Source organism: Desulfosoma caldarium (assembly GCF_003751385.1).
GTDB lineage: Bacteria > Desulfobacterota > Syntrophobacteria > Syntrophobacterales > DSM-9756 > Desulfosoma > Desulfosoma caldarium.
This window is the reverse complement of sequence record NZ_RJVA01000011.1, coordinates 14,563-29,498: the sequence shown is the minus strand read 5'-3', so window position 1 is coordinate 29,498 and position 14,936 is coordinate 14,563. Positions and strand designations below refer to the sequence as shown.

At 58.1% G+C, this 14,936-nt stretch carries 18 protein-coding genes, 1 pseudogene and 1 riboswitch; of the genes and pseudogenes, 7 read left to right on the top strand and 12 right to left on the bottom strand.

What is annotated here, in order from left to right:
• Positions 1-157: 157 nt before the first annotated feature.
• The 9 genes from EDC27_RS05995 to EDC27_RS05955 all read right to left on the bottom strand — a co-directional run bounded on the left by EDC27_RS05995 (position 158) and on the right by EDC27_RS05955 (position 8,013).
• Positions 158-349, bottom strand: a complete 192-nt coding sequence (locus tag EDC27_RS05995) for a CooT family nickel-binding protein (RefSeq protein ID WP_123289725.1) — start codon at positions 347-349, stop codon at positions 158-160.
• The gene (locus EDC27_RS05990; protein WP_123289724.1) at positions 342-770 is read right to left on the bottom strand and encodes a DUF3842 family protein; all 429 of its coding nucleotides are present in this window, start codon (positions 768-770) and stop codon (positions 342-344) included. The genes EDC27_RS05995 and EDC27_RS05990 overlap by 8 nt, the downstream gene beginning before the upstream one ends.
• Before the next feature lie 72 nt (positions 771-842).
• Positions 843-1,733, bottom strand: a complete 891-nt coding sequence (locus EDC27_RS16730) for an energy transducer TonB (protein ID WP_170161641.1) — start codon at positions 1,731-1,733, stop codon at positions 843-845.
• A 62-nt stretch (positions 1,734-1,795) separates the two neighbouring features.
• Positions 1,796-2,206 carry an ExbD/TolR family protein gene (locus tag EDC27_RS05980; protein ID WP_123289722.1) on the bottom strand — a complete coding sequence of 137 codons (411 nt, stop codon included), beginning with the start codon at positions 2,204-2,206 and terminating at the stop codon, positions 1,796-1,798.
• Between the two features lie 6 nt (positions 2,207-2,212).
• Entirely contained in the window at positions 2,213-2,827 is a 615-nt protein-coding gene (locus EDC27_RS05975; RefSeq protein WP_123290105.1) for a MotA/TolQ/ExbB proton channel family protein, read from the bottom strand.
• A gap of 266 nt (positions 2,828-3,093) precedes the next feature.
• Positions 3,094-3,948: an ABC transporter ATP-binding protein gene (locus tag EDC27_RS05970; RefSeq protein ID WP_123289721.1), complete on the bottom strand. Its 855-nt coding sequence runs from the start codon at positions 3,946-3,948 to the stop codon at positions 3,094-3,096.
• Positions 3,945-4,976: a FecCD family ABC transporter permease gene (locus tag EDC27_RS05965; RefSeq protein ID WP_245994302.1), complete on the bottom strand. Its 1,032-nt coding sequence runs from the start codon at positions 4,974-4,976 to the stop codon at positions 3,945-3,947. The genes EDC27_RS05970 and EDC27_RS05965 overlap by 4 nt, the downstream gene beginning before the upstream one ends.
• A complete protein-coding gene (locus tag EDC27_RS05960; RefSeq protein ID WP_123289720.1) occupies positions 4,976-5,899 on the bottom strand; it encodes an ABC transporter substrate-binding protein in 924 nt (307 codons plus the stop codon). Before EDC27_RS05960 ends, EDC27_RS05965 begins: the two co-directional genes overlap by 1 nt.
• Before the next feature lie 14 nt (positions 5,900-5,913).
• Positions 5,914-8,013, bottom strand: coding sequence for a TonB-dependent receptor plug domain-containing protein (locus EDC27_RS05955; RefSeq protein ID WP_170161640.1), 2,100 nt, complete (start codon positions 8,011-8,013; stop codon positions 5,914-5,916).
• Between the two features lie 139 nt (positions 8,014-8,152).
• A riboswitch (cobalamin riboswitch) is annotated at positions 8,153-8,340 on the bottom strand.
• A 40-nt stretch (positions 8,341-8,380) separates the two neighbouring features.
• On the opposite strand from EDC27_RS05955, the gene EDC27_RS15785 reads away from it, so the two are divergent.
• Positions 8,381-8,623, top strand: coding sequence for an ERA-like protein 1 (locus tag EDC27_RS15785; RefSeq protein WP_148045692.1), 243 nt, complete (start codon positions 8,381-8,383; stop codon positions 8,621-8,623).
• Between the two features lie 48 nt (positions 8,624-8,671).
• Positions 8,672-8,869, top strand: a pseudogene (locus tag EDC27_RS17020) (KH domain-containing protein); the annotation flags it as partial.
• 348 nt (positions 8,870-9,217) lie between these two features.
• On the opposite strand, the gene EDC27_RS16485 reads toward EDC27_RS17020, so the two are convergent.
• The 3 genes from EDC27_RS16485 to EDC27_RS05930 all read right to left on the bottom strand — a co-directional run bounded on the left by EDC27_RS16485 (position 9,218) and on the right by EDC27_RS05930 (position 12,035).
• Entirely contained in the window at positions 9,218-9,724 is a 507-nt protein-coding gene (locus EDC27_RS16485; RefSeq protein WP_123289719.1) for a hypothetical protein, read from the bottom strand.
• Positions 9,725-10,267: 543 nt separating this feature from the next.
• Complete coding sequence (gene panB / locus EDC27_RS05935) at positions 10,268-11,116, bottom strand: 3-methyl-2-oxobutanoate hydroxymethyltransferase (protein WP_123289717.1); 849 nt, start codon at positions 11,114-11,116, stop codon at positions 10,268-10,270.
• Entirely contained in the window at positions 11,094-12,035 is a 942-nt protein-coding gene (locus EDC27_RS05930; protein ID WP_123289716.1) for a ketopantoate reductase family protein, read from the bottom strand. Before EDC27_RS05930 ends, panB begins: the two co-directional genes overlap by 23 nt.
• A gap of 223 nt (positions 12,036-12,258) precedes the next feature.
• Between EDC27_RS05930 and EDC27_RS05925 the strand changes: the two genes are divergently transcribed.
• From EDC27_RS05925 to EDC27_RS05905, 5 genes are all read left to right on the top strand, one after another.
• Positions 12,259-12,603: a hypothetical protein gene (locus EDC27_RS05925; RefSeq protein WP_123289715.1), complete on the top strand. Its 345-nt coding sequence runs from the start codon at positions 12,259-12,261 to the stop codon at positions 12,601-12,603.
• A gap of 57 nt (positions 12,604-12,660) precedes the next feature.
• On the top strand, positions 12,661-13,371 hold the full coding sequence (locus EDC27_RS05920; protein ID WP_123289714.1) for an RNA polymerase sigma factor: 711 nt from the start codon (positions 12,661-12,663) through the stop codon (positions 13,369-13,371).
• Positions 13,368-13,952, top strand: coding sequence for an anti-sigma factor family protein (locus tag EDC27_RS05915; RefSeq protein ID WP_123289713.1), 585 nt, complete (start codon positions 13,368-13,370; stop codon positions 13,950-13,952). The genes EDC27_RS05920 and EDC27_RS05915 overlap by 4 nt, the downstream gene beginning before the upstream one ends.
• A 301-nt stretch (positions 13,953-14,253) precedes the next feature.
• Positions 14,254-14,463 carry a DUF3106 domain-containing protein gene (locus EDC27_RS17015; RefSeq protein WP_170161639.1) on the top strand — a complete coding sequence of 70 codons (210 nt, stop codon included), beginning with the start codon at positions 14,254-14,256 and terminating at the stop codon, positions 14,461-14,463.
• A gap of 12 nt (positions 14,464-14,475) precedes the next feature.
• Entirely contained in the window at positions 14,476-14,919 is a 444-nt protein-coding gene (locus tag EDC27_RS05905) for a 4Fe-4S binding protein (protein ID WP_123289711.1), read from the top strand.
• Positions 14,920-14,936: the final 17 nt, after the last annotated feature.

The following is a 14,936-nucleotide window of genomic DNA, read 5'->3' as shown; positions in this document are numbered from 1 at the left end:
GCCCGCGGTCCGGACGAGGAATGGCGCTCTGCGCCCTTCTCACCCCCACGACACGCCCACGAACCATCGGGCTCACCGCCCGCCTTTATGGGCTTGTGAACCGTCTGCCCGCCGCCTTTTCGGCGACGGCGCCACTGGACTTCGGTCCTTGGCGCTTCTATTTTTCTTCAAAAAGGATCTTATGATCCACAAGGTTCATCAGTTTGATTCGACCTCGAATGGTTTTGCGATCCCCAAAAATCCCCACCAGACGCCAGGTGTCGTCGCTTTCCGGCTCCACGATATCCACGGATTCCATAATGAGTTGTTCCTGTCCGTCTTTGATCACATAGGCATTGGCTTCACACATCGTGAATCACCTCCTTGATTTTTCCCTCCACCGCTGCTTGCACTAAATGCGGCAGCGGTTCCTTCACGACGCCGACAATCTCGACCTTTTCCTGGGATAACGGAATGAGCACTTTCATGGCTCGACAGGACGCCACCGCTTCGGCAATTCTCGGGGTTACTTCCCCGAGCATGCTGTGGGCCCAGGTAACGGCAATGGGACCCACAATACAGTCCGCCGTGGAAACCGTCCAACAAATAGCGCTCTCCCCCGTGGCTCCTCGATTCGCGCCGGCTTTGAGCATCTGGGATGTGGCAATGGCGTTGGTTCCAAGAGCAATCACTTCCACACTTTCACCAAAAGCGGCCTTAAGAGCCTTGATGACGGCGGCACCGATGCCGCCGCCCTGACCGTCAATCACACAGATTCTCTTTAGGGACATTCCGTGGACTCGCTTTCCTCATGTCTTGAAGTTCCTCCAACGATTAACCTCCACAAAGCCTTGGACCATGCTTTACGTCAGTTCAAACACCAGGGCCATCTGCACGGCCAAAGGCCGACCGAGAATTTCCCGGGGAAACCCGGGAAAGGGCGAGGCGTCTCTGACGGCCTTCAAGGCTGCCTTGTCCAGCAGCGTTGAGGAGGATCCCTTGACAACTTCCAGGCTATCAATGGTGCCGTCCGGGCGAATCACAAACCGCAGGGTCACCCGCCCTTCCAGCTGGCGACGCCTGGCGGCGTAGGGGTAGTGTTTGTAGCGGTCGATGCGCTGACGCACCTGAGCAAGAAAAAGCTTAACGGCATCCTCGGTGTTGGAGGCCCTCGACGCCGTTTGCCCGTGCGATGAACCAACGGGCGTCGTGGTGGTGCTCGCACTCGACGGCGTGTCGTCCACCGCCGGCACCGAGGTTTCTTTGACCGCCGAAGCAACCTTGGGCGCCGCGGGTTTTGGCTTGGGCTTCTTGACCTTTTGTGGAACTTTCACGCGCTGAAGCGGCTTGGGGATAACCTCCCGAGGCTTCGGCTCTATCCGAGGCCTCGGCTTTTCCTGAGGTTTGGACTCCACCCGAGGTTTGGGCTCTGTCCGAGGTTTAGGTTTCACATCGGGCATAGGCAAAGAAGGTGCCGGCTCCAGGTGTTTCACGCGTTCCGCCTTGGGTTCCGCACGTGGCGACAGCTCCAACTCGATCACCTGCAAAGGTTCCTTTCGAAACCACTGCGGATTGGTGGCAAGAAGCATGCCGTGAAGGAGGCCGGAAACCAAAAGGAACAAACCCAAAAGCCGGTGCGATCCAGAATGGAAGGATTCTTGGTCGCCTTTGAGGGCTTCTGCCATAACCGTCGACGTGGGCAGGGAGATGTGACGTTTGGTATTATCCACGCGCCTTCGGGATAAAGAGGGCATGGAAGGGGTCCTCAGTGCGTTTTTTTCCCCAAAAGAAGGCAAGGGGCGTGATGTCGAGGAACTCATGGAGACGGCCTCTCTGTCGCAAGACGCAACCGAGCGGCTCCGGCCGCCTTGATAGTGTCCATCACCTGCACCACTCGATCCAACACCAGACTTCTATCCGCCTTGAGCACCACCGCAGTCTCGGGGTCCGCTTCCAGGCGCTGCCTCACCACTTCCATAAGCTCATCCAACGCAACGGCCGTGGCCCCAAGATACACATCCCCTTCAGGGCTCACTGTGATGACAAGTTCTCGGTCTTCCTGAGCCACGGCGGAAACGGCGTGAGGCAAGTGTACGCGAAGGCCTTCCTCGGTCATGAAATTGGTGGTGAGCAGAAAGTAGATCAGAAGCAAGAAAACGATATCGATCAAGGACGTAAGCGGCATCTGTACGCCGTAGCGCGGTTTTCTTCGACGGTGCACAAGCATGTTTTTCTAGCCTCCGCACGCCAAGGACTTGCTTTTGAAAAACCGCACCACACCGTCTTGCAGCCGCGCTTCATAGCGATCCACTTGGGTTGTGAGGAAGCTGTGAGCCACCATGACGGGCAAGGCCACACACAACCCCAAGGCCGTGGTGAGCATGGCTTCCCAGATGCCGCCGGCCAAAATGGAGGCATCCACTTTACCACCCAGTTCCTGAATGGCCATGAAGGCTTTGATCATGCCCATGACCGTTCCCAATAGGCCCAAAAGAGGCGCGATGTTGCCGATGGTGGCCAGCGCTTGCAAGTACCGGGACAGCCCCCGCACCTCCTCTTCAACGCCGTGCAGAAGAACCGTTTCCAGCGTCTCTCGATCCGCTTCGATCACTTCCAGGCCCTGAGCCAAAACCCGTCCCATGGGGGATCGGCTCGTGAGAGCCGCTTCCATGGCTTCTTGTATTTTTCCTTCCTGCACCAAACCCGAGACGCGATCCGCCACGTGACGGCCGCGGCGCCGAAGCATGGCAAAACGCACGGCGCGCTCCAAGAAAATGGCCAAAGCCAGGACGGAACACGCCATGATGGGAATCACCAACACACCGCCTTTGGCCAAAAACGCCACCACGGTCACAAGCCTCCTTCACGTCTTTGCACTCCCCGCGGACCAGCCACGCCACGACTGGGGTCACAAGATCCGATCCAAAACAAAAGGCCACGTTTCCCCGCCCGTTCCAAAGCGAAGACCTTCGTGGCCTTTCATGTTCCGCATGGTGCCGTGCCTCATGGCGCCTTCGAGGCGCTGTTGCCGACCTTGCATAATCAAAAACCCCTGCCTTTGTCAATGGGCACCGCGTCTTTCGTGCACGCTCTCCTTTCATGGGAGGATGCCTTTCACTTTGACTTCGGCATGTTCCTTCCTCCGTCGCCGTGCCCGATGGCGTTTGGGCGGGCTTGATCCAAGTATCTTTTTGGCACCAAGGTCACTCTGGGAAAACATCCCAAAGGGCTTCTGTCCACGAGCACCACGCACCCGTAGGTTTCTTCCAGAGTGCGAAAGGTAAAAACCTCTTCCGGAGTTCCCTGGCACACGACCCGGCCGCCTTTTAGTAGCAGGACGCGATCTCCGTACATGGCCGCCAGATTGATGTCATGGGAAACCATGACCACGGTCATGCGTCGTTCCCGGCGCAGTTCTTCGAGAAGATCCATGAGGTGCACCTGGTGGGCGGGATCCAGGGCGGCGGTGGGTTCATCCAGAAGCAGGAGTCGGGGTTCCTGGCACAGGGCTTGTGCAAGAAACACGCGTTGCCTTTCTCCGCCGCTTAGGGCCGTCACAGGGCGGTTCCACAAGTGGGCCACGGCGGTTCGGGTCATGGCCTCCATGGCCTTGGCCGTGTCTTCGGGACCTTCCAAAGGCCACAGATGCCGGTGCGGATGCCGACCCATGAGCACCACCTCCAGGGCCGTAAAAGGAAAATCCAGGGGCACGGTTTGAGGAAGGTAGGCGATGATGCGGGCTCGCTCTCTTCGACGATACAAGGCCATGGAGCGGCCCATGAGCTCAACGAAGCCCGATGCGGGTCTTTCCAGCCCGGCCATGAGCTTCAGCAGCGTGCTCTTTCCCGATCCATTGGGCCCGGCCACGATGAAAAACTCCCCCTCGGCCACGGACAAAGACACACGACGTAAGGCATGAATGGTCCCGTAGGCAAAACTCACATCGTTCACGGACACTACGGTGTTCATCGGGTCGCTCGCCGCAAAAGCACAATGAACAAGGGCGCTCCTATCAAGGCGGTGACCACCCCGGCGGGCATCTCTCCGTGCTGAGGAATCCAGCGAGCCAGGGCGTCACAACCGATCAGGTAGGCACCTCCGCCCAAAAAACACGCAGGCACGAGCACGCGATGGTCCGGGCCAAAAAGAAGGCGCAAGCCATGGGGCACCGCCAAGCCCACAAATCCCAAAAGTCCTGTGGCACAAACCGCCGCACTGACCATGACCGTGGTCACCCCCAAAAGAAACAGCCGCATCCACGTGACGGACACACCTAGGCTTTTTGCAACATCTCGGCCCATGAGCATCACGTTCATGGGCCGAGCCATGGCGAAGAGGATCACGGCACATACGGCCAGCACGGCACCCAAGCGCCATACCACCGCCATGTCGGCTCGGGACAAATCTCCCATCAGCCAGAAAAGGATGGTGTGCAGGCGCGCATCCTGCGTGGTGGAAACGAAAAACAAAATGAGCGCTCCGCAAAAGGCATTGACCATGACCCCCGAAAGCAGCAGGGCCTCCCGGCGCAGCCCGGCGCGGCCGGAAGCCAGGAGAACGACCAAGGCCAGGCTCAGAGCGCTGGAAGCAAAGGCGGCCGCCCCAACTCCGGGAAACGGGGACAGGCCCATAAGAATACCGAGAATGGCCCCGACCGCCGCCCCACCCGATGTGCCCAGAATGTACGGTTCCGCCAGAGGGTTTCGTAGCAATGCCTGAAACACCAGCCCGCCCAAAGCCAAAGCCGCCCCCGTTTCCATGGCCATCAAAACCCGAGGCCAGCGCAAACGCCAGAGAATGGTCCATTGGGTAGCCTCCAAGGCTTTCTTTCCCTGAAGGGACCGAAACACCGCGGTAAAGTCCGTGCCCGAAGAGCCCACCGCCATACCAAAAACAATGGCCCCGAGAAGCCCCGCGGCGCACATCAGCGTCACGGCCACAAGGCGTGCCGGCGTGACGATCCCCATCGGGGTTTCGAGACGGTTAGATACGGCCATCAGTCAAGTTCCGGATGAAGAATGGTGACGAGTCGTTCGAGCCCTTCAACAAGCCTGGGCCCGGACCGGTCGAAAAGATCCGATGCGACCAAAACCACACGGTTCAAAGCAACTGCCGGAATGTTTGGCCATCGCAGCCACTGCTGCCGCACCCGCTCAAACGTCTGGTCCCGTTCCATGGACGATATGACAATGATGTCCGGCCGCAGCGCCATGACCTCTTCCACGGTGAACCTAGGGTACGGTTCCGGGCCTTCGGCCAGGTTTCGTCCCCCTGCCCGTGTGATCAGCTCATGGGCAAAGGTTTCCGTTCCCACGGAAACGATGGGCGAGACCCCGATTTGGAAAAAAACCCCGGGCCTTTGCGGCACACGCCGAACACGTTCGTCCACGGCATGAAGCCGCCGTTTCATATCGGCCACCAGGGCTTTGGCGGCATCCCGTGCCTGAAGCACCTCGCCCAGTGCGATCAAGGTTTCCATGACCTGGTCCAGATTCTTTGGGTTCACCGCGTAAACGGGAATGCCGACCTGTTCCAGTTTGTCCACCACCTCCCTAGGGTTTCCGTCCTTAACGACGAGGCACAGGTCCGGGTTCAGAGCCACGATTTTTTCCACATCCGGCTGCACATAGGATCCCACTCGAGGAAGATCGCGTGTGGCTTCCGGATAATTACTGTAGCGACTGACACCCACAACCCGAGGACCGGCACCCAGCGCAAAAACCATCTCGGTAAGACTGGGTGCCAAAGTCACCACCCTTTGGGGCACCTCAGGAAGGTTAACCCGTCGGCCCACCAGATCCACCCCATCCCTGGCGTATACCCGGGAAGCCGCCAAAATCAGGGCCAAAAAAACGCCAAATAGGGCACGCCGGGCCGGCTCAGGCCAGGATTTATGCCAAACGCGCCGATCACCGGTCATCTTTTATCACCCCTCTAGAATTTCATGGATGCGCCAAGCATGAACGCCGCCCCCGGCGTGGAATACCCAAACACCTGCTCATAATCGGCATCCAGGATATTTGTCCCTTTGAGGAAAATTTCCAAGTCTTTTGCGGGAGCCGGCACTGGCACACGATAGGACACCACGGCATCTAGCAGGAAATAATCGTCAAGGCTCACACGCCGTGGCATCGTCCAGTCCCTGTAGTCCGCATCGTCACGCGTTCCCACGTAGTGGCCGATGAAACGACAGTGCAAATTTTTCCACCGGGTCTCCACCCACCCGGAAGCACTGAATTTCGGGCGCCGCAGCAGTTTTTTCCCCTCCTGAAAAGCGATGGAACTCAACCCCCCGTCATCGGTCACTTCCGTCTCCAGCCAGGTCATATGAATACCCGCCGCGGTGTTTTCTAGCACACGCCCTTCCAGGCTCAGCTCCACGCCACGGCTTTTGGCGGCCTGAATATTGTAAAAATTGGGCACTCTTTCAGGAGGCGCGGGAAAAGGGGTGGGGACATAAGCAATGAGGTCCTTGTATCGGCTTTCGAAGTAGGTGGCTGAAGCCTGAAGCCTTGAGCCCAGACGCTGGGAAAGCCCGACTTCCCAGGATGTGGCCCTCTCAGGGTCCAAATCGGGATTGCCCAAGGTGAACGAGTCGTTGGCGTAGTTTTCATAGAACGTGGGTTCCTTAATGCCTTTGGCTGCCGCCAGCCGTAAGGTTGTTCCCGTCTCGCGAAGTTCAAAGGCCGCCGCGCCTCGCGGTGTCACCTTGGTGCCAAAGGCACTGTTGTCTTCCACCCGAAATCCCGCCACCAGGTGAAGGCGCGACAAAAGGCTCAGCTGTTCCTGAACGTAGACCGCATCGTTGGTCCGGTCTGCATTGAGCTTTGTCGTATCGAAGTAGATGCTTTCCTGCGCATAGTCTTCCTGGTCCCGTTCGTAACCCACCGTCAGGACCGAAGTCACCGCCTCCGTCGGCTTCCAGTTCAGGTTGGCGTGATAGTCCACTGTCGCCCGCACTTCGTTGTAGCGCCCATAGGATTCGGCAAAATCGGTTTCTTCATTGAAGGGATCCAGATTGCGGCGCAGATTGCGATGATATCCCACACTGACCACATTTTCCCACCAGGGCGTGCTTTGCACTCTGGCCGACACACCCACCAATACATCTTGTTCCCGTTGGGTCTGGTTTGGATCCAAGGGAGAATATTTATCCCCTGCGCTTTCCGTGGGGTATTCGTAGCGGCTGTCGCTCAGTCGACCCACGAGGCTCACTTCCCAAGTGTCCTTGGGAAAGAAATCAAACCGTGAGCTGAAAGTGTTATTCCAATAATCGTTGTTGATTTTCAGAATGCCACCGTCGTCCCTTCGACCGTAGGCGGCAGAGTATCCGAAAAGGTCGGTGCCACCGGAAACGCGCACTTTTTGTTCCCCAAAATAGCGACCGCGGTCCGATCGAAGTCCATGGGCCGTGGACACTTCCACGGACGCGGGGCCGCTTCCGGATTTGGTGAAGATCTGAACCACTCCACCGATGGCGTCGGACCCATACAGCGCGCTTTGTGGACCTCGAACGATTTCAATCCGTTCGATATTGTCTGTGGAAAGATTTTCCCAGTAAAAATCGCCACCGCCCAGGTTCACCTGCACACCGTCAATGAGGACCAGGGTATAGTTGGGTTCGCCCCCCCGGGGGAAAACCACGGTCTGGGAACCGGGAGACCCAAACCGAATGGTCTGAAACCCGGCCACATCTCGAAGCAATTCCGCCACATCGGTGGCTCGGCGCGCCTGAATGTCCTCTTCCGTGATGACCGTGGTGGAAATCCCCAGATGCTGCCTGGGAACCGCCGTTCGGGTTGCCGTCACCACCACATCTTCGACCTCCCGTACGGCTGAATCGGCCGAGTGAGCCGGCATCGCATGCATCGCCACCAGAATGACAAATAAAAACAACCCCAAAAGCTTGGCCCAAAAAGGTTTTTGTCGAAAAACCTGGAGCGGCCTGAAGCCCATCACAGAAAGCGCCCCTGTGCGGTCCGCGGCAATGAAGCTGGCTTCGAAGGTTCCTCTCCTTTCCAGAATGCTCCGCATGGTTCCCCCCTTTCCTAGAGTTCCATGTGGGGGCCCGCGACCACATGGCCAAAAAAATCCCGAGTTCCTCAAGAACCCGGGATCTCCCTTTTTCATCCGGCGGTCTCGTGGGCTCATGCCCTGTGCACCCGAGGGCTTGCCCAAACCCTTGACCCAGGCAGGTCTTCTGACTTTCGGATCATCCTACCGGCTGCGCCTTCCCACCCTGTCGAAAAGGGCAGTGGCTTTTGATAGCAGCCTTCGTTCCCGATCACAGCGGCGGGCCCGTTCCCGATTTTCACGGGATTCCCTATTAAGCCATACGGCACCTGGTCGCGAATTTGCTACCAATACCATTGTCGGGTGTCAAGCAGGGAAAATTCCTCCGGTGGTGCTCGTCCTCAAGAAAGTGGATCTTTTGAAAGACAACGTCGCGCGGCTTCCCATGATGGAATCTCATGCCGGCCCGCGATCCTTTGGGGCCGTGGTGCCGCTGTCGGCGCTTACGGGAGATGGCGTGCCGCAGCTCCTGGCCGAACTGGAAAAATGGCTTCCCGAAGGGCCTCAATACGATCCGAACGATGCCGTGACAGATCAGCTGAAACGGTTTTTGGTGTCAGAAATCGTATGAGAAAAAGCATTTCACCTGAAAGAAGAGAAAATTCTTTGCGCCACGGCCGTGACCGTGGACGTCTTTCGCAAGCAGGCCGAGAAAAACCTCCTCCGCATCGAGGCCACTATTTATGCGGAGCGGGATTTCCTAGGGGGCATCGTGATCGGCAAAGGGGGCCCGCAGCTCAAAGAAGTTGGGCAGATCGCTCGAAAAGACGTGGAACGGCTTTTGGGGTGCCGCGTGTCCTTGGGTTTGTGTGTGCGCGTGCCGAAAAACCCGCGTCGGGACCCGCGGCGGCTCAGGGAGTTCGGGTATCGCCTGCCGCGGAAAGGGTCGCGGGCATGCGGTGAGGTTTGGCGCGCGGCGGCACGCCGTGAAAAGGGACTCTATGGGCGGTGCGCTCAGGTGTCCTCGCGGGCGTGGGGGGGGAGGAAAATTCCGAGTAGGGCAAAAACGCGAGAGTCCTTAGGCGGGGCGCACGCTTTTTGTGCGCCCCGGTGCTTTTCGGGACCATATGCTGGATCGCGCCCCCGGCTCAAGCTTTCCTCTCTGAAGGCCTGTGAAAAGAGGCATGCAAAAGCGTGGGGCGCCGAGATGCAAAAGGATGGGCAGCTAGAGAAGATGATAGCTCCTGAGAATAGATGCCAGATCCTCGTTTTTGGCAGCAAATTCGCGCAGGGCCAGGATCACGTCCCGAAGACGGCCTTCCCGCTCCAGATCTTCCTTGGTCTCCTTTTTCGCTTGCGAGACGATGGTCCGGCGGTCCCAATAGGCGAAGCCGATGACCGCCACCACCAGGGACGTGAAAATGCCGGCGAGAATGTACAGAAAGTGCATGAGCTGATCAAAGCGTTTATCCACTTGCTCAAAGCGTTTGTCCACTTGTTCAAAGCGCTTATCGATCTGTTCAAAGCGTTTGTCGATCTGTTCAAAGATCTTGTTGATTTGTTCAAAGCGTTTGTCGATTTCCAGCATGCGGGTGCGCAATTCGATGAGCAGATCTCGATCTTGGCGGGTGAATCCTGGTTCTTGGGCGAGCACGGAGCCGGAAGCGGTCAGCACCCCGATAAGCATGGCCATGAGGAACACAACAAGCCATACGCGTTGTTGTTTTTTCATCGCGGCCTCCTTCAAACGCTTTATCAATAAAATAATCACGAGGCGTCGGGCCGGGCAAGGTGAGCGCGTTTCCCCAAATCACCCCCTATTGACCGGCGAAACTTGGCGGGGCCCTGGGCCCGCGGGGCTCTCAACACCTTCACCACGTCGCGACCACAACGCCTGGCCAGCCCAAAGGGCTCCACCTGACGAAGCATTCGGCATGACCCTTCGTCGACCTTCAACTCATCGAGATCCGCGACACACGCTCCCCCTGCCAAATTGAGCAAAATCAGCGCCATGACCATGTGCTCATCACCCCAACCTTGCCGGCCCCTCTCCCGAATCTTCACATGCCGCCTGATGGCATGGCGCATCCCTTCCGCATGTGCCAGGTCGAGATAGGCGGGAAGCCCCGCCAGCGAGGTTTTTTCTTTTTTTAATGGTGGATCTGGAAATCCCTAGCAGCTACCTTTTCTTTCACACCCGCGCCCCCCAAAGACTCACCGTTTCAAAGAAAAGGGTTCCAAGCGCGGCTCTTCCACGACCTTTTAAACCGCCGGGCTATTGAATCGTTCCAAAGGAGTGTTCCGGACCAGGAAACACGCCGGATTCCACTTCCTGCCGGTATCGGCTCACCGCCTCCTCGAGTCTTCGTCCCAACGTATCGTACTGTTTCACAAAGCGAGGAAGAAACCGGTCAAACAGTCCCACCAGGTCATGGATCACCAAGACTTGGCCGTCACAGGCCGGCCCGGCGCCGATGCCGATGGTGGGAATGGGCACGGCTTCTGTGATGCGCCGGGCCACCTGCGCCGGTATGGCTTCCAGAACCAAACTGAAACAGCCGGCCTGGGACAAAGCGATGGCGTCGTCCACCAGTTTTTTGGCCGCTTCTTCGTCCTTTCCCTGCACCTTAAATCCGCCCAGTTTCGCGATGCTCTGGGGGGTCAAACCCAAATGCCCCTGCACCGGAATGCCCGCTTCCACGATGGCCTCCACCTGCTTCAACACCGAAGCGCCGCCTTCCAGCTTGACGGCCTGAGCCCGCCCCTCTTTCAGAAAACGCCCGGCATTTTCCACAGCCTGGGACACGCTGACCTGATACGACAAAAAAGGCATATCCCCGACAACCAAGGCCCGTTGAGTGCCTCGAGCCACCGCGCGCGTGTGGTGCAGCATCTCCTCCATGGTCACCGAGAGCGTGTCCTCATGGCCCAACATGACCATGGCCAAGGAATCTCCCACCAGGATCATGTCCACTCCCCCTCGATCCACCCACCGAGCCGTGCAGTAGTCGTAGGCGGTAAGCATGGTGAGCTTGCGACGGCCTTTGGCCGCCATGATCCCCGGGACGGTGATTCGATCGTCGGATTTCACGGGATGCGTATCAGGCGTCTGTTCCGTGGCCATAGGTTCCCTCCTTGATTTTGACCAATTGGGTGAGGGTCCAGTTGATGGGGGCGGATAGGCCGTGTTTTTGCGCATAGCGCACAACAGCGCCGTTGATGGCTTCGATTTCGGTGGGTCTTCGTCCTTCCACGTCCTGGCGCATGGATGAACGGTTGCTGCCCGTGGCCTTGGCCACGGCCAGGACATGATCCAGCTCATCTTCGTCAAGGCGCACCCCTTCGGCGCGGGCCACCCTAAGCACTTCGCGGACCGCCGCCTCACACAGAAGGCGGGCAGGCGGCATGGCGGGTATCTGCCCGTTGGTCAGCCCGCAGAGGGCCGTGATGGCATTGATGCCCACATTGACGCAAAGTTTTTGCCACAGGAGGCGGTCAATGTCTTGTCGGTAAGAGGCTTCGAGTCCGGATGCGACAAAGAGGTTCACAATCTTTTCCAGATTCGGCGGTGTGAATCCCGAGAAGCTGCCAAAGAAAGTCGGGCCGACCCCGCCGTGGCGCACCACTCCCGGCCCCTCTTTGGTGGCCCCCTGGGCCGTCACCCCCACGAGGACTCGTTCCGGTCCCACAAGGTCCGCCAGCTTTTCGGCGTTTCCAAGCCCGTTTTGTAGTGTTAGGAAAACCGTCCCCGGCGTGATGGATTGGGAATGGACCAACCGCAGCGCCTCGCCAGTGGCATAGCTCTTGACCATGACCAAAACCAGATCGGCGCCGAGCTTGGAGGGCACGGGAGCAAAGGAGGCCTCAATGGGGACAATTTTTTCGTCTCCGTTGAGCTCAATAAGACGCAGCCCATGGCGTTGAATCGCTTCCACGTGGAGCACATCCACATCCAGCAAAAGGACGTGCGCACCGGCCATGGCAAAGCGCGCCCCCAAAAGACAGCCCATGGCACCGGCGCCAACCACCAGCACATGCATCATCGGTCTGTTCCTCTTTCTCCGGCGTAAAATGGGTGACAACGGTGTGGTTCATGTCGCCTTTTCCGACACTTCCAAAGTACCTTGGCACAGTTTCCACCTAAGGGCAAGTCGATGACCATGTTCTGCATCGGTTCCCAATCCCACGTAAACTCTTTGAAAGGATAAGTCATCAGAAAGGGTGTCACGGCGTGGACGATAGGATTCCCATTAAAGGAGCGCGAAGATGACGAAGAAAACAAAAGCTTGGATGATCGTCTTCCTTGTTTTGGCGCTGATGGCGGTGGGTGGTGTGCCAAAGGCCCAAGCGCACAAACCGAAACATGCCAAAAATTATGCCTACGTTCCGGCTCCGTGCCCACCCCCCAAGACGGTGGTGCACCATTATTACCCATACAAGCCCTATCGGTACGCCCCTCCGCCGCCTCCACGGCGTGTGGTTGTGTACCATCACTACAAATCGTGTTATCCTTCGTGCGGATATTACCCGGCGCCACGAGGCCCCTATGTGGGCGGTTACGTGGACAATTGGGGATGGTCCCTCATTTTTAAAACGGGCGGCCGCTGGTAACCGGCGTGCTTAGGGGGCTCGCCCCCGCGCCATGATCCCCGCACGGAAGGCTTTTCGGTGACCCACTCTTTTCATGTGCCTGCGGATGAGCCCTTGGTCGCTCAAGCGTCGAACAAAGCGGACGGGGGCAACGACTCGGCCGTAGAGCCAGGAGATGAATGGCACCTGGTGCGTCGAGCCCAGGCGGGCGATGCGGACGCCATGGATGCCATCATCGCGGCGTATCAACACATGGTGTTCACCGTGGCGTACCCTCTGTGCGGTTTCGATCGCGATGAAGCCATGGACGTGACGCAAGAAACCTTCATCCAGGTTTTTCGAAAAATCGGCCAGTTTGAAGGCCGATCTTCCCTGGGAGCGTGGATTCGCCGCATTGCCATCAATGCGAGCCGGCTGGCTCTGAAGAGAAAAAACCGGCGCCTTCAGTTCATCCTTCCATGGCGCTTTTTTAAAAACAAGGAGAACGAAGAGAGGCCTTTGGATCTTCCCGGCAATTCGGACGGCGCAGCACTTAAGGATCCTCTAGAAACCTTATCCACGAAAGAATTGACGCGGGACGTGGGCAAGGCCATGGAAGGTCTTTCCGAAAAGCAACGCACCGTCTTTGTGTTGAAGGTCTTTGAGGAAATGACCATCGCGGAAATCGCCGAGACAACCGGCATGGCCCTGGGAACGGTCAAAACCCATCTGTTTCGCGCCACGCGCACCGTCAGGGACCGCATGATGGCCATGGGTTACGGCGAAGATGGACAAGGGATGACGCCATGAACGGCTGCAAAGACTTTGAAGAGATGCTCATCTTGGATCTGTTCGATGAATTGCCCACAGGCCGGCGTTCCCGGTGGAGCGTTCACGTTGCCCAGTGCGACATTTGCATGGCCGAACGCCGACGGCTCGAGCGTGTGCTGCAGCAAGTCAAAGCTGCCGGAAAACCAGAACCCATGGCCGAATCGGACGCGGCGCGCATGAAGGCCCGAGTGCGCTGGGCCCTGAATAATGCGGGCCGCGCGAGCCCCTCGACCAAGGCACTTTCCCTGTGGCGCCGCTTTGGGCTCAGGCCTGCGTGGGCTCTGGGGCTTGTCTTGAGTGCCGCTGTGATGGTCGCCGGCCTTTCGTGGAAAGGGTTGCCTCGAAAAACGGCGGAGATGAACACGGCACCGGCACCGACGGCCGTGGCAACGCAGGATCAAGAGGTGGTGGAAAACCTGGAGTTCCTTAAGGACCTTGAGACCATTCGAAAACTGGTAACCGTGGTCGATCAACCGGACCAAGATCCTGCTTCAACGGAGGCTCCCAATACGGCGCCGGCCCCCGTTTCTTCGCACCTGGGAAAAGAAACCTATGCTTAAGCGCGCTCGCCTTTCCAGGACCCTCAACGCACTCGGCGCTTCGTCTTCATCGATCACAGCCCGCCGTATTGGGCTTCTTCTTTTCCTGGGCGCCTTGCTCTTGGGTTCAGCGCCCTGGACCTGGGCCGTCACACCCAGAGCTTTCGCATCTTTCAGGGAAGGTTCGGCCTCGGGTTCTTTTGTCCCATCGAGGCCTCAGTTCTATGCCAAAGGCCACGATGATGAGAAAAGAACCTCAAACCCTTTTGACCCCTTTCAAAACGCATCCAAGGCTCCACCGCAATACCGAGAATGGCAGTCTTTGCCGCCCCAACAAAAGGACGTGTTTCGGCGCCGGCTGAAAGAATATAAAAGCCTTCCACCGCAGCAGCAGCAGCTTTACAAAAAGCGATGGCAACAATGGCAACAGATCTCCCCGGAAGAACGGCGCCGCGTCGAATCGGATCTTCAGCGATGGAACGAGCTTTCCCCCGAACGGCGCGAAGCCATTCGCCGACTTTTTAACCGTTAAAGGGGATGCGTTATGAAGATCTTGCGAGCCTCCCACATGGAGCGCTGTATCGGATGTTATTCCTGTGCGCTGGCCTGCGCGCGGTTGGTGCACCGGTGTCTTTCCTGGTTGCATTCGGGGATACACATTCGGAGTTCAGGAGGGCTCAGCACGGGCTTTGATGCCCAGTTGTGCCTGGCGTGCGATCCGGCACCGTGTGTTGCGGTGTGTCCCACCGGAGCTTTTGCGCAGCGGCCCGGCGGTGGCGTCAAGGTCCAAAGGGAGTTGTGTATTCGGTGCGGCGCCTGCGCCGAAGCCTGCCCGGTGCAAGCCGTCTGGGTGGATCCTGAAAGCCTCAACCCCATCGTCTGCATTCACTGTGGCCGCTGCACGGCGTTTTGTCCTCACGACTGTCTGGAAATGGCCGAGGTGCGTGGAGCCGCTGAGACGCCATCCCTCGCCGACCATGAATCCTAAGGTAAGCTCTTAAATAA